The 14019-nt window shown below is 64.1% G+C and carries 11 protein-coding genes; 10 read left to right on the top strand and 1 reads right to left on the bottom strand.

Annotated features, from left to right (window positions below):
• From NKH30_RS11550 to NKH30_RS11505, 10 genes are all read left to right on the top strand, one after another.
• Positions 1–1239, top strand: coding sequence for a CmpA/NrtA family ABC transporter substrate-binding protein (locus NKH30_RS11550; protein WP_352681461.1), 1239 nt, complete (start codon positions 1–3; stop codon positions 1237–1239).
• A 359-nt stretch (positions 1240–1598) separates the two neighbouring features.
• On the top strand, positions 1599–2915 hold the full coding sequence (locus tag NKH30_RS11545; protein WP_352681459.1) for a CmpA/NrtA family ABC transporter substrate-binding protein: 1317 nt from the start codon (positions 1599–1601) through the stop codon (positions 2913–2915).
• 75 nt (positions 2916–2990) lie between these two features.
• Positions 2991–3887 carry a nitrate ABC transporter permease gene (ntrB, locus tag NKH30_RS11540; protein ID WP_352995496.1) on the top strand — a complete coding sequence of 299 codons (897 nt, stop codon included), beginning with the start codon at positions 2991–2993 and terminating at the stop codon, positions 3885–3887.
• Positions 3888–3898: 11 nt separating this feature from the next.
• Positions 3899–4696, top strand: coding sequence for an ABC transporter ATP-binding protein (locus tag NKH30_RS11535; protein ID WP_352681456.1), 798 nt, complete (start codon positions 3899–3901; stop codon positions 4694–4696).
• A gap of 391 nt (positions 4697–5087) precedes the next feature.
• Positions 5088–5285, top strand: a complete 198-nt coding sequence (locus NKH30_RS11530) for a twin-arginine translocation signal domain-containing protein (RefSeq protein ID WP_352469909.1) — start codon at positions 5088–5090, stop codon at positions 5283–5285.
• A gap of 58 nt (positions 5286–5343) precedes the next feature.
• Positions 5344–6645 carry an MFS transporter gene (locus NKH30_RS11525; protein ID WP_352995494.1) on the top strand — a complete coding sequence of 434 codons (1302 nt, stop codon included), beginning with the start codon at positions 5344–5346 and terminating at the stop codon, positions 6643–6645.
• Positions 6646–6664: 19 nt separating this feature from the next.
• Positions 6665–9115: a nitrite reductase large subunit NirB gene (nirB, locus tag NKH30_RS11520; protein WP_352995491.1), complete on the top strand. Its 2451-nt coding sequence runs from the start codon at positions 6665–6667 to the stop codon at positions 9113–9115.
• 66 nt (positions 9116–9181) lie between these two features.
• Positions 9182–9511, top strand: a complete 330-nt coding sequence (nirD, locus tag NKH30_RS11515; protein WP_023676297.1) for a nitrite reductase small subunit NirD — start codon at positions 9182–9184, stop codon at positions 9509–9511.
• Between the two features lie 3 nt (positions 9512–9514).
• A complete protein-coding gene (locus NKH30_RS11510; protein ID WP_352995488.1) occupies positions 9515–12346 on the top strand; it encodes a nitrate reductase in 2832 nt (943 codons plus the stop codon).
• A gap of 104 nt (positions 12347–12450) precedes the next feature.
• Positions 12451–12936 (top strand): hypothetical protein, encoded by a 486-nt coding sequence (locus NKH30_RS11505; RefSeq protein ID WP_352454703.1) that lies wholly within the window; start codon positions 12451–12453, stop codon positions 12934–12936.
• Positions 12937–12963: 27 nt separating this feature from the next.
• On the opposite strand, the gene NKH30_RS11500 is transcribed toward NKH30_RS11505, so the two are convergent.
• Positions 12964–13995, bottom strand: coding sequence for a hydroxyacid dehydrogenase (locus tag NKH30_RS11500; RefSeq protein ID WP_352995485.1), 1032 nt, complete (start codon positions 13993–13995; stop codon positions 12964–12966).
• Positions 13996–14019 lie beyond the last annotated feature (24 nt).

The following is a 14019-nucleotide window of genomic DNA, read 5'->3' as shown; positions in this document are numbered from 1 at the left end:
ATGGCGGCCGAGCACCGGATCAATGCTGGCTTCATGCCGCTCTTCGACAGCGCCATCCTTGTCGCGGCGAAGGAAATCGGCTTTGCTTTGCGCGAAGGCATCGACCTCACCCTCAACCGGGAAACGTCCTGGGCCAACATCCGCGACCGCATCGCCATCGGCCACTTCGATCTGGCGCACATGCTGGGGCCGATGCCGATCGCCTGCAATCTGGGGCTGACGCCGCTCGCCTCCGACACGGTCGTGCCGTTCTCGCTCGGCCTCGGCGGCAATTGCGTGACGGTTTCAAACGCGGTCTGGGCCGGCATGGCCGCGCACGGCGCCCAACCCGATCTCGATCCGGCGCGGGCCGGCAAGGCATTGCGAGCGCTGATTCGCGAACGGGCGAATGGCGGCGGCGATCCGCTGCGCTTCGCCGTCGTCCATCCGCATTCCGGGCACAATTACGAATTGCGCTACTGGCTCGCCGCCTGCGGCATCGACCCGTCGCGTGAAATCGAGATCGTCATCGTGCCGCCCCCCTTCATGGCCGACGCGCTCGCCGCCGGCAGGATCGACGGCTACTGCGTCGGCGAACCTTGGAACAGTGCCGCGGTCGTCGCCGGCACCGGCCGCATCGCCACGGTCAAGGCGGCCATCTGGAAGACCAGCCCGGAGAAAGTCGTTGGCGTGCGCAAGGCATGGGCGGAAAGAGAGCCGGACGCGCTTTCAGCCCTGCTGCGTGCGCTTCATCACGCGGCGCGCTGGTGCCAGGATCCGGCAAACCGTGACGAACTCGCGGCCCTGATGGCGCAGCCGGCCTTCCTCGGGCTTGCGCCGGCGCTGCAGATGCCGATTCTCAGCGGGCATCTGGCGCTCGGCGGCGGCGCCGAACTCACCGTCGGTGACTTCTTTCTGCCCTTCAACAAGGCGGCGAACTTCCCGTGGAAGAGCCATGCGCTGTGGTTCTACACGCAGATGGTGCGCTGGGGGCATGTCCCGCACACGCCGGAAAACCTCGCTATTGCCCGCGACTGCTACCGCCCCGATCTCTACCGCTCGGCGTTGAAGCCGCTTGGCGTGGCGCTTCCCGGTGCCAATGCCAAGGTCGAGGGCGCGCTGAAGGCCGCGACTCCGGTCGGTTCGGCGGGGGCAAGCCTGGTGCTCGGTCCCGATGGCTTCTTCGATGGCCAGATATTCGATCCCGACGAGATCGACGCCTACATTGCCGGCCAGAAATTGGCGCGCGCTGAGGCCTGATCATTTCTCCGGCATTCTTGTGCGCTGCACAAAAAATGTGCGTGCAACTGCGCTAATGAACAATCCTTGGCTTGCTCGCCCAGCGGCCCGGCGCGCCGAAGATTGTGGCATGCCGTTGATCTCATTGATGTTTGTCACCCATTCCGAAACTGGCACGGTTCCTGCTTTGTAATAGGCAGACTCTTCTCGGGTCACGGAATAGGCGTCCAATGGCGGGCGCTACAGGCAAAGCTGCCGCTCAGGTCAACACGCGATCCCGGATGGACGGACGCGCGCGGCCTGGCCGGCGGCTTTTTTTGTTTTGGTCGAACACGCAATCGACGGCGCCGATCCCAAGCCGCGCCCAACCGGAGATGACGATGACGAAAAGCACCAATAGCCATTCCGCCCAAACGGCGATCAGCCGCCGGGATTTCCTGAGGATCAGCGCGGCCACCGCGGCAACGCTGGCCGCGGCGCGTGCGCTGCTGCCCTCCGGCGCCTATGCGGCGCCCGCCGCGCCGGAAGTCACCGGCGCCAAGCTCGGCTTCATCGCATTGACTGATGCAGCACCGTTGATGATCGCCAAGGAGAAAGGCCTGTTCGAGAAATTCGGCATGCCCGATGTCGAGGTGCTCAAGCAGGCCTCCTGGGGGGCGACGCGCGATAATCTGGTGCTCGGCGGCGAAGCCAACGGCATTGACGGCGCCCATATCCTGACGCCGATGCCTTATCTGATGCACACCGGCAAGGTGACGCAAAACAAGCAGCCACTGCCGATGGCGATCGTGGCGCGGCTCAACTACGACTGCCAGGGCATTTCCGTCGCCCAGGAATATGCCGGCACCGGCGTCGGCCTCGACGCCTCCAAGCTGAAGGACGCCTTCGCTGCGAAAAAGGCCGCAGGCAAGGAGGTGAAGGCCGCCATGACCTTCCCGGGCGGCACGCACGATCTTTGGCTGCGCTACTGGCTGGCTGCCGGCGGCATCGATCCCGACAAGGACGTCTCGACCATCGTCGTGCCGCCGCCGCAGATGGTCGCCAACATGAAGGTCGGCAACATGGACGTGTTCTGTGTCGGCGAGCCGTGGAACGAGCAACTCGTCCACCAGAGCGTCGGCTTCACCGCCGCCACCACCGGCGAACTGTGGAAGGGCCATCCGGAAAAGGCGCTCGGCCTGCGCGCCGCCTTTATCGACAAGTACCCGAACGCCACCAAGGCGATCCTGATGGCCGTCATGGAAGCCCAGCAATGGTGCGAGGCAAAAGAAAACAAGGACGAGATGGCCGCCATCATCGGCAAGCGGCAGTGGATGAACGTGCCGACTGCCGACATCATCGGCCGCCTCAAGGGCGACATCAACTACGGCAATGGCCGCGTCGCCAACGGCACCGACCTCTATATGAAGTTCTGGAAGGGCGGCGTGTCCTATCCCTTCAAGAGCCACGACAGCTGGTTCCTCGCCGAAAATATCCGCTGGGGCAAGTTCGCGCCGACCACCGACATCAAAGCACTGGTCGGCCAAGTAAACCGTGAGGATCTGTGGCGCGAGGCGGCCAAGGATCTTGGTGTCGCCGCGGCCGATATTCCGGCGTCTACGTCGCGAGGCACTGAAACCTTCTTCGACGGCAAGATATTCGATCCGGAGAACCCGTCGGCCTATCTCGACAGCCTGAAAATCAAGGTGTCGGCCTGAGCCTGACGGGGGATGCGCGGCAGGCGGTGGCAGCGCCGCCTGCCTTGCACCTGCCGCCAAGGAGTTTTTCGAGAAATGTCTATCCAAGCCATCGAGGACCGCAAGGTGAAGCCGTTCCCCGCACCGGCCAAGCCCGCCGAGGTCATCGCCTTGACCGCCAGGGCGCGGCGCCGCTTCGACCCGGCCGCGGTCGCCGCCAAGCTGGCCAGCACGCTGGTGCCGCCGGTCATCGTCATCACCATTATGCTCGTCGTCTGGCAGGTCGCCTGTTCGTCGCCCACGGCCAGCCTGCCACCGCCGAGCCAGGTGTGGAACGAGGCCTATGACCTGATCGCCCACCCGTTCTTCGACAATGGCCCGCAGGACATCGGACTCGCCTGGCGGGTGCTGATGTCGCTGCAGCGCGTCGCCATGGGCTTCGGCCTGGCAGCAATCGTCGGCGTCGCGCTCGGCGCGCTGGTCGGCCAGTCGATCTGGGCGATGCGCGGTCTCGATCCGGTCTTCCAGATCCTGCGCACGGTGCCGCCGCTCGCGTGGCTGCCGCTGTCGCTGGCGGCGTTCCGCGATTCCAGCCCGTCGGCGATCTTCGTCATCTTCATCACCTCGATCTGGCCCATCATCATCAACACCGCGGTCGGTATCCGCAACATCCCCGAGGACTACCGCAACGTCGCCCGTATCCTCCGGCTCAACCAGTTCGAGTTCTTTGTGAAGATCATGGTGCCGGCGGCCGCGCCCTACATCTTCACCGGCTTGCGGATCGGCATCGGCCTGTCCTGGCTCGCCATCGTCGCCGCCGAAATGCTGACCGGCGGCGTCGGCATCGGCTTCTTCATCTGGGACGCGTGGAACTCGTCGCGCCTGCCCGACATCATTGTCGCGCTCGCCTATATCGGCATCACCGGCTTTTGCCTCGACCGCCTGGTCGCGGCGGTCGGCGTCTTCGTCACCCGCGGCACAACGGCAAAGTGAGGAGAGGGACGATGACGGCCTATCTGAAACTCGACCACATCAACAAATCCTTCGCCCGCGGCAGCCAGGTCAGCGACGTGCTGAAGGACATCCGGCTGACTATCGACAAGGGCGAATTCGTCTCGATCATCGGCCATTCCGGCTGCGGCAAGTCGACCTTGCTCAACCTGATCGCCGGCCTGACCAAGGTCTCGGCCGGCGCCGTCCTGCTCGAAGACAAGGAGGTCGACAGCCCCGGCCCGGAACGCGCCGTGGTGTTCCAGAACCACAGCCTGCTGCCATGGCTCACCGTCTACGAAAACATCAACCTTGCGGTATCCAAGGTCTTCGGCGGCAAAAAGAGCCGGGCCGAACGGCATGAATGGATCATGCGCAATCTCGATCTCGTGCAGATGGCGCATGCCAAGGACAAACGTCCGGCCGAGATTTCGGGCGGCATGAAGCAGCGCGTCGGCATCGCCCGGGCGCTGGCCATGGAGCCGAAGATCCTGCTGCTCGACGAGCCCTTCGGCGCGCTCGACGCGCTGACCCGCGCGCATCTTCAGGACGCGGTGATGGATATCCATTCGAGGCTCGGCTCGACGACGATCATGATAACTCACGATGTCGACGAGGCGGTGCTGCTGTCCGACCGCATCGTGATGATGACCAACGGGCCGGCGGCCACCATCGGCGAGGTTCTTCCCGTGCCGCTGGCCCGGCCGCGTCGGCGCATTGAGCTTTCCTCCGACCGCACCTTCCTGCGCTGCCGCGAGGCGGTGCTGAAATTCCTCTACGAACGCCACCGCTTCGTCGAAGCGGCGGAGTAAGGCCATAATTGGAAACTCGTCATCATCATTGGCAAATCTGCATCGGCAATGGGCAATCTACCGCATTGCACAAATATTATGCTGCTGTGCAAGGCATTTTGACTAATCTTTGATCCGCTGCCGAGCTTGGTCAAAAGTCGCGCGGCTGCGGTTCATATTGATTTCATTCTATAATTAAGAGCGCTGTCGAATTGGCACGCTTCCTGCTTTCCAAAATGTAGGGTCCGCAAGGGCCAAGTGACACGGCGTCCAATGGCGGGCGCCACAGGCAAAGCTGCCGCTCAGGTCCACACGCGCTCCCGAAATCCCGGACGCGAAGACCTGGCCGGCGGCTTTTTTGTTTTGACGCAATCGACACGCTGGTCCCAAGCGGCGCCAACCGGAGACGACGATGACGAAACGGATCGGAACTGGCGCGTCCCTCGCGGACTTCACGCGCCGCGATTTTCTGGCCGCCAGCGCGCTGACGGCGGCGCTGTTCACCGCCGCGCTCCTCCTCTTTCCCGCCGGCGCCAAGACTGACGGCAAGGGTCTTGAAGTGACCGCGCAAAGGTCGGTTTCAACCAGTTCGCCGATGCTGCGCCGCTGACAGTCGCGAACGAACAGACAAGGGCGGTGCCTCCCACGCCGCAAACCGGAGCCAGAAAATGACCGCAAATCTCCCAGCCGCGCCCAGCCAGGACAGCGCTCCCCGGCAGGCGCTTGCCATGTCCACCATCGCCTTCACCGTCTGCTTCGCGGTGTGGACGATCTTTTCAATCATCGGCGTGCGCATAAAGCAGGAGTTGGGGCTGAACGAGACGGAGTTCGGCCTGCTCGTCGGCACGCCGATCCTCACCGGCTCGCTCGTGCGTATGGTGCTCGGTGTCTGGACCGACCGTTTTGGCGGACGGCTGGTATACACCGCGACCATGCTTGCGGCGGCGGTCGCGACCTTTCTGCTCGCTTTTGCGCACACCTACGGGCAGATGCTGGTCGCCGCATTAGGCGTTGGGCTCGCCGGCGGTTCCTTCGCCGTCGGTGTCGCCTATGTCTCGCGCTTCTTCCCGGCCGGCAAGCAGGGTACGGCGCTTGGCATTTTCGGTGTCGGCAATGTCGGCGCCGCGGTCACCAAGTTCCTGGCACCGTTCGTGCTTCTTTCCTGGGGCTGGCAGTCGGTCGCGCTGATCTGGGCGGCAGCACTCGTCGTCATGGCCGCCGTCTTCTGGTTCACGACTGGCGACGATCCGGTCATCCGCGAGCGCCGCGCCGGCAAGGCAGCGCCCAAGAGAAGCTTCTTGCAGGAATTCGCGCCGCTCAAGAACCTGCAGGTCTGGCGCTTCGCCTTCTATTATTTCTTCGCCTTCGGTGCATTCGTGGCGCTCTCGCTGTGGCTGCCCCGCTACCTGATCGGCGTCTACGGCTTCGGGCTTGCGACCGCCGGCATGATTGGCGCGGCCTATTCAATTCCGGCAAGTATTTTCCGCGCCTATGGCGGCGTGCTTTCCGACCGGATCGGCGCCCGCACCGTGCTCTACTGCACCTTCGCTGTCAGTGCCGTCGCGACTCTCGTTCTGTCTCTCCCCTCGGCAGACTACGTCGTGCGCGGTATCAGCGGGCCGATCGCCTTCCATTTCGAGATCGGCCCGCTTGCCTTCATAGCCGTTGCCTGTGTGCTCGGCTTCTTCATGAGCCTTGGCAAGGCCGCCGTCTACAAGCACATCCCGGCTTACTATCCGCAGAGTGTCGGCGCGGTCGGCGGCGTTGTCGGCATGATTGGCGGGCTCGGCGGCTTTATCCTGCCAATCGCCTTCGGCGTGCTCAACGACCTCACCGGCGTCTGGTCGAGCTGCTTCATGCTGCTCTTCGTCATTGTCGCCACCTGTTTTGCCTGGATGCATTTTTCCATCCGGCGGATGGAGCGCACGGCGTCTGACGAAGCTTCAGGCCTTTCCTACGCGCCTGAGTGAGAGCGGAGTGGATCAGGACATGACCGAGAAACTCGTCATCATCGGCAACGGCATGGCCCCCGGGCGCATGCTGGAGCATCTCCTGGAAAAGGCGCCTGGGCGCTACCAGGTCACCATCTTCAACGCCGAGCCGCGCGTGAACTACGACCGCATCATGCTGTCGCCGGTTCTGTCGGGAGAAAAGGCCTATGAGGAGATCATCATCCATGGCGACGGTTGGTACATCAAGCACGGCATCACCCTCTACAAGGGCCACAAGATCGTCGCCATCGACCGGCAGGCAAAGACCGTCACCTCCGATCATGGCGTGACCGAGCCCTACGACAAGCTCGTCATCGCCACCGGCTCGGTGCCGTTTATCATTCCGGTGCCAGGCCATGACCTGCCGGGCGTGCTCACCTATCGCGATCTCGACGACGTCCGGGCGATGATGCTTGCCGCCCAGTCGCGGGCCAAGGCTGTCGTCATCGGCGGCGGCCTGCTCGGCCTGGAAGCGGCTGCGGGTCTGAACGCGCAGGGCATGGACGTCACCGTGCTGCACGTCATGCCGACGCTGATGGAGCGTCAGCTCGATCCGGCCGCCGGATATCTCCTGCAGCGCGCCGTCGAGCAGCGCGGCATCAAGGTCATCACCAAGGCCAACACCCAGGCGATCACCGGCAACGGCAAGGTCGAGCGGGTGGAGCTTGCCGACGGCACAGTCATTCCCGCAACGCTCGTCGTCATGGCGGTGGGCATCAGGCCGAATGCGGCGCTGGCGAAGGAAGCCGGCATTGCGGTCAATCGCGGCATCGTCGTCGACGCCGGCATGCGCAGCAACGATCCCGATATCTACGCAATCGGCGAATGCGCCGAGGTCAACGGCCAGGTCTACGGGCTGGTCGCGCCGCTCTACGAGATGGCGCGCGTCGCCGCCAGCCATCTGGCCGGCAATGACGCGGCGGCTTTCGTCCACATGGACACGCCGACTAAGCTCAAGGTCACCGGCATCGAGCTGTTCTCTCTCGGCGACTTCGCCGAGGGCGATGACCGCCAGGAGATCGTGCTGCGCGATGCCGCGGCCGGCGTCTACAAGCGCCTGGTACTCAAGGACGACCGCATCATCGGCACCGTGCTCTATGGCGAGACGGCGGACGGCGCCTGGTTCAACGACCTCAAGAAGAAGCAGACCGACATATCCGAGATGCGCGATACGCTCATCTTCGGCCAGTCCTACCAGGGAGGCGCCCCCCTGGACCCTATGGCGGCCGTTGCAGCCTTGCCGGATGATGCGGAAATCTGCGGTTGCAACGGCGTATGCAAGGGAAAGATCACCGGCGCGATCACGGCCAGGGGCTTGACCTCGCTCGACGATGTGCGCGCCCACACCAAGGCGTCGGCCTCCTGCGGCTCCTGCACCGGGCTGGTCGAAAAGCTGATGGTGCTGACCATCGGCGACAAATACAACCCCGCGGCGGTCCAGCCGATGTGCAGCTGCACCGCGCTTGGCCATGACGAGGTCCGCCGGCTGATCAAGGCCAAGGGCCTGAAGACCATTCCCGCCGTCATGCAGGAACTGGAGTGGAAGACCTCCTGCGGCTGCGCCAAATGCCGGCCGGCGCTCAACTATTATCTCGTCTGCGACTGGCCCGACGAATACGCCGACGATTACCAGTCGCGCTTCATCAACGAGCGCGTCCACGCCAACATCCAAAAGGACGGCACCTATTCGGTAGTGCCGCGCATGTGGGGCGGCGTCACCAACGCGGCCGAATTGCGCGCCATCGCCGACGTCGTCGACAAGTTCGAGATCCCGATGGTCAAGGTCACCGGCGGCCAGCGCATCGACATGCTCGGCATCCGCAAGGAAGACCTGCCGGCGGTATGGGCCGATCTCGGCCAGGCTGGCTTCGTCTCCGGCCACGCCTATGCCAAAGGACTGCGCACGGTGAAGACCTGTGTCGGTTCGGACTGGTGCCGCTTCGGCACGCAGGATTCGACCGGCTTGGGCATCCGTATCGAAAAATTCATGTGGGGCTCGTGGACCCCGGCCAAGGTCAAGATGGCGGTGTCGGGCTGTCCGCGAAACTGTGCCGAGGCGACCTGCAAGGATGTCGGCGTGATCTGCGTCGATAGCGGCTACGAGATCCATTTCGCCGGCGCCGCCGGTCTCGACATCAAGGGCACCGAAGTGCTCGGCCTGGTCAAGACCGAGGACGAGGCGCTGGAGCATATCGTGGCGTTAACGCAGATGTATCGCGAGCAGGGCCGCTATCTCGAGCGTATCTACAAATGGGCCAAGCGCGTCGGCATAGCTGAGATCAAGCGTCAGATCATGGACGATGGCGAGAAGCGCAAAGCCTATTTCGACCGCTTCGTCTTTTCGCAGAAATTCGCCCAGGTCGACCCATGGTCGGAACGTGCTTCCGGCAAGGACAAGCATGAATTCCGGCCGATGGCTTCGGTCGGCTTTGCCCAGGCGGCGGAGTAGGCGCGTGTTCCCGAAAAGTGGAATGCGGTTTTCGGACAAGAACACGCGCAAAAGAGGAATGGCCACATGAATTGGGTATCGATCGGCACGCTCTCGGACATTCCGCGTCGCGGCGCGCGCTGCGTCGCCACGCCGGAAGGAAAGATCGCCGTCTTTCGCACGGCCGACGATCAGGTCTTTGCCATCGACGACCATTGCCCGCACAAAGGTGGGCCGCTCAGCCAGGGCATCGTCCATGGCACGGCGGTGACCTGTCCCTTGCACAATTGGGTGATCTCGCTGGAGACAGGCAAGGCGCTCGGCGCGGACGAGGGCGCGGTGCGCACCATTGCGGTGCGGATCGACGGCGAGCGGCTGTTCATTGCGCTGGAAGCGCTGGCCAGCCGCGCGGCGTGAACCATGCAGATTGATGAAGCGCGCGAGGTGAGGACCACCTGCCCCTATTGCGGGGTGGGTTGCGGCGTGCTGGCGAAGGTCGCCGCGGACGGTGAAATAACCGTTCGCGGCGACCCGGACCATCCGGCGAATTTCGGCCGGCTCAGCTCCAAAGGCTCGGCGCTGGCTGAGACCATCGATCTCGACGGCAGGTTGCTATACCCGGAGATCCACGGTCGCCGCACCGACTGGGACGAAGCGCTCGACCTTGTCGCTTCGACCTTCTCGCAAACCATTGCCGAACACGGCCCTGGTTCGGTCGCCTTTTATGTTTCCGGCCAGTTGCTGACCGAGGACTATTACGTCGCCAACAAGCTGATGAAAGGCTTTATCGGCTCGGCCAATATCGACACCAATTCGCGCCTGTGCATGGCCTCGTCGGTCGCCGGCCACCGCCGCGCCTTTGGCTCGGACACCGTTCCGGGAAATTACGAGGATCTGGAACTTGCCGACCTGATCGTGCTGGTCGGCTCCAATCTCGCCTGGTGCCATCCGGTACTCTACCAGCGCATAGCCGCCGCCCGGGAAAAGCGGCCCGAGATGAAGGTGGTGCTGATCGACCCTCGCCGCACCATGACCTCAGACATCGCCGACATGCATCTGGCGATCGCGCCTGATGGCGACGTCGCTTTGTTCACCGGCCTGCTCGCCTATCTCGGCCAGCACAATGCGCTGGACCGCACCTATATCACGGCGCACACGACCGGCTTCGGGCAAGCGCTTTTCGCCGCCTCGGCGCTCGATCTTGCCGGCATCGCGGCTGCCACGGGTCTCAGTGAGGACGAACTGGCCCGCTTCTACAGCCTGTTTGCCGCGACGGCGAAGACGGTGACCGTCTACAGCCAAGGCGTGAACCAGTCGTCTGCGGGCACCGACAAGGTCAACGCCATCATCAACTGCCATCTGGCCACCGGCCGCATAGGCAAGCCCGGCGCCGGGCCGTTCTCGGTGACCGGCCAGCCCAACGCCATGGGCGGCCGTGAGGTCGGCGGCATGGCCAACATGCTGGCCGCCCACATGGAGATCGAAAACCCCGAGCACCGCGAACGCGTGCAGCGCTTCTGGAATGCCCCAACCGCCGCCGAAAAACCCGGCCTGAAAGCGGTCGAGATGTTCCAAGCGGTGGCCGACGGACGCATCAAGGCGCTGTGGATCATGGCCACCAACCCCGTCGATTCGATGCCGGACGCCGATGCCGTCGAGGCGGCGATCAAGGCCTGCCCGTTTGTTGTGGTGTCGGACGTGCTGGCCAAGACCGACACGGTCCGCCACGCCCATGTCCGGCTGCCGGCCACCGCATGGGGCGAAAAGGATGGCACCGTCACCAATTCGGAGCGCCGCATCTCGCGCCAGCGAGCCTTTTTGGCCACGCCCGGTGAGGCAAGGCCAGATTGGTGGATCATCGCTGAAGTCGCCAAGCGGATGGGCTTCGGCGAGGCTTTTTCGCATGAGTCGCCGGCCGACATCTTCGCCGAGCATGCCGCGTTGTCGACATTCGAGAATGACGGGGCACGCGATTTCGACATCGGCGCCTACGCCGGGATCGATGCAGGGACGTATGAGGAGTTGGCGCCATTCCAATGGCCAGCGCCGAGCCAGGGCACCCCCCTCTGGCCTGGCGGCCATCTCCCTCTCAAGGGGGGAGATTGGATGTCGCCACCGGTTTCGCCAATCGTTGCCATTGCTGAAAAGGCGGTGCCGACAAAACTGCCAATCTCCCCCCTTGAGGGGGAGGTGGCCGGCAGGCCAGAGGGGCGCGCGCGGCGCCAGCCGGAGGACAAAAGCACCCGCTTCTTCGCCAACGGCAATTTCTACACACCCGACGGCAAGGCACGCTTCATTGCCATCCGCCCAGCCGCACAAACCCGCACCAGCCCGGACTTCCCGCTGGTGCTCAACACCGGGCGCGTGCGCGACCATTGGCACACCATGACGCGGACCGGCAAGAGCCCGCGCTTGTCGCAGCACATGGCCGAACCGTTCGTCGAAATCCACCCGTCGGATGCGCAGCACTTCGGCATCGGCGATGCCGAGATCGTCCGCGTCTCGACTGCCCATGGCGAGGTGCTGGTCCGCGCCCTGGTGACGGTGCGCCAACGCCAAGGCTCTGTATTCGTTCCGATGCACTGGACCGATCAGTTCTCCGCCCGCGCGCGCGTCGATGCACTGGTCGCGCCGACGACCGATGCGATTTCAGGCCAACCGGCCTCGAAGAATGTTGCCGCCCGCATCGAGCGGTTCGCCGCCACAGCCTTCGGCTTCGCCGTGCTTGCCGAACGGCCCGCATCGATCGACGCCGATTACTGGAGCCTCGCCCGCGGCCCCGCCGGCTGGCGGCTTGAAATTGCGCTGCAGGACAGCCGCGACTGGACCGGGTTTGGCGCCTCCCTGTTAGGCATGGAAGGGGAGACGCTCGCCTATCACGACATCGCCGGCGGGCACCATCGCTTCGCCCGTTTCGCGGGAACTCGGCTGGTCGGCGCGCTCTATCTTGCGCCAACCCCGGTGGCGGTGTCGCGCGGCTGGGCAGTCGAACAACTTGGCGCTGACCATGCCGATCGGCAGGCGCGGCTGGCGATTGTCGCCGGGCGGCCGGGCGGCAACAGCGTCGACCGCGGTGCCACCGTCTGCGCCTGTTTCGGGGTCGGTGCCAACCAGATCGCGGAAGCGGTACGCGGCGGCTGTACCAGCGTCGCGGCAATCGGCGCCGCCCTTCACGCCGGCACCAATTGCGGCTCTTGCCGCGCCGAGATCAAGACCATTATCGACGGGCGGCGTCTGCAAGCTGCGGAGTGAATGCGCCGAGAAACTCTGCCGTGCCGCTGCATGATGCTTACTAGCAATTTACAAACCATGGGCTACCAACGTTCTGACTTCGATTCGCTCGGAACGGGAGCCTCATGAGCAAAGCCCTGACCTCATTCGCGCTTGCCGCCGCGCTGGCGGCCTTGCTGATGGCGCTCTGCCTGATGGTGGCCAGGCATGGCTATCCCTATGGCGCGATCGGCGCCAAGCGCTTGAGCGACATCGCCGATGCGGGGACGTTCATTCCGCTCGCGGCGATGTATTTTTTCAGCGCACTGCTGATGATGGTTCTGCCGATCAGGCTCGCTGGCATCGTCCTGACACATGCCGCCGATGCGATCTTCTGGACGGTCATCTTGTTGTTTGCGGTCATCGTTGGATGTCTCGCCGCGAGATTTGCTTTCGGTCAGCGCGATGTGCTCCCGGCACTGCTGAACTGGCGGTTCCTGTTTGTCGCAGCCGTCGTCGGATGCCATCTCTTCATCAACGAGCTGCGCCGGAACATCCTGTTGCGAAGCCTGTTCTTCGTCGTCTTCGCCGCAGCGACACTGGCCTGCCTGTTTTGGTCCTTCACCATCTGAGCATGTGCGACCCGTCGGGCAGACGGCCTAATTCTTGTCGACCGGCTTCGAACGCATTCGCGAAACGGTCTCACGCTCGGCCCGCTTCGAACGCATCGGCGGCAGGCCGCGGTCGACCAGGTCCATGTCTTCCAGCACCATGTCGCCCATCCGCTTGAAAGCGATGTCGAGCGCACCGGCCCGGTGGGCGGAGCGCAGGAACCCCGGCAATGTGCGGACCGGGTGATCCTGGGCAAGCGGCTCCTCAGGAAAAACATCGCTGGCGGCGACGATATGGCCGCTGCGGACGATGTCCATCAGCGCCGGGAAATCGACCACGCCGGCTCGGCTGAGCAGGATGAAAGCGGCTCCCTTGCGCATCCTGGCAAACGCCTCGGCGCCGAGGAAGCCCTGGTTTTCGCTAGTCACGGAAGCGACGACGAAGACGAAATCGCTGTTCGACAGAACGTCGTCGAGAGAGGCGGGCTCGACGCCGTTTTCGATCAGGATCGACGGCGGCAGCCACGGGTCGAAGACTTTTGTCCGCGTGCGAAAGCCTGACAGCAGCCGGTTGAGCGCACGGCCAAGATCGCCGAAGCCGATAATGCCGACATCCGCGCCGGAAAGAAGCCGTGCCGTCCGGTTGCCGTCGCCGCCCCACAGCTCCTTGCCCTGACGAAAGGCGAGATCGGCGTCGACGATGCCGCGGGCGAGGTTGAGCGCCATGGCAAGGCCGAGCTCGGCCACCGGTTCGGCAAACACCAGCCCGGTGGTGACGACATGGATGCCGCGCGAAAACAGCGTCTCGTAGGGCATGTTGTTGATGAGGTTGCTCTCGACATTGAAGATGCAGCGCAGCGCCTTCATTCTTTCCAGCGTCTCCCGCGTGATAGGTGGCTGGCCGACGATGTAGCGCGCCTCGGCAAGGATATCGGCCGGCAGCGCCGCCACCGCTTCGGGCGATATTTCGATGATGCGGTATTTCGATCGAAATTTCGCCAGCGCAGCCGGCGTGAAGATCAGGTCGAGCGTGCGCGGTTCGGGTGCGCTGATCACCAGTGGCAAGGCGCTGTCGGACATGATGATTTCCTCCCGTGCGATCCG

It is taken from the genome of Mesorhizobium sp. M1273 (assembly GCF_040318195.1).
Taxonomy (GTDB): domain Bacteria; phylum Pseudomonadota; class Alphaproteobacteria; order Rhizobiales; family Rhizobiaceae; genus Mesorhizobium.
The sequence above is the reverse complement of the archived record's forward strand: the minus strand, read 5'-3'. Positions and strand labels throughout refer to the sequence as shown.

Bases quoted from the DNA above. Each gene is read 5' to 3' on its own strand.
- NKH30_RS11500 (WP_352995485.1), bottom strand. From the start codon at position 13,995: ATGTCCGACAGCGCCTTGCCACTGGTGATCAGCGCACCCGAACCGCGC.
- NKH30_RS11530 (WP_352469909.1), top strand. From the start codon at position 5,088: ATGACGAAACGGATCGGAACTGGCGCGTCCCTCGCGGACTTCACGCGC.
- ntrB (WP_352995496.1), top strand. From the start codon at position 2,991: ATGTCTATCCAAGCCATCGAGGACCGCAAGGTGAAGCCGTTCCCCGCA.
- NKH30_RS11535 (WP_352681456.1), top strand. From the start codon at position 3,899: ATGACGGCCTATCTGAAACTCGACCACATCAACAAATCCTTCGCCCGC.
- nirD (WP_023676297.1), top strand. From the start codon at position 9,182: ATGAATTGGGTATCGATCGGCACGCTCTCGGACATTCCGCGTCGCGGC.
- NKH30_RS11550 (WP_352681461.1), top strand. From the start codon at position 1: ATGGCGGCCGAGCACCGGATCAATGCTGGCTTCATGCCGCTCTTCGAC.
- NKH30_RS11545 (WP_352681459.1), top strand. From the start codon at position 1,599: ATGACGAAAAGCACCAATAGCCATTCCGCCCAAACGGCGATCAGCCGC.
- nirB (WP_352995491.1), top strand. From the start codon at position 6,665: ATGACCGAGAAACTCGTCATCATCGGCAACGGCATGGCCCCCGGGCGC.
- NKH30_RS11505 (WP_352454703.1), top strand. From the start codon at position 12,451: ATGAGCAAAGCCCTGACCTCATTCGCGCTTGCCGCCGCGCTGGCGGCC.
- NKH30_RS11525 (WP_352995494.1), top strand. From the start codon at position 5,344: ATGACCGCAAATCTCCCAGCCGCGCCCAGCCAGGACAGCGCTCCCCGG.
- NKH30_RS11510 (WP_352995488.1), top strand. From the start codon at position 9,515: ATGCAGATTGATGAAGCGCGCGAGGTGAGGACCACCTGCCCCTATTGC.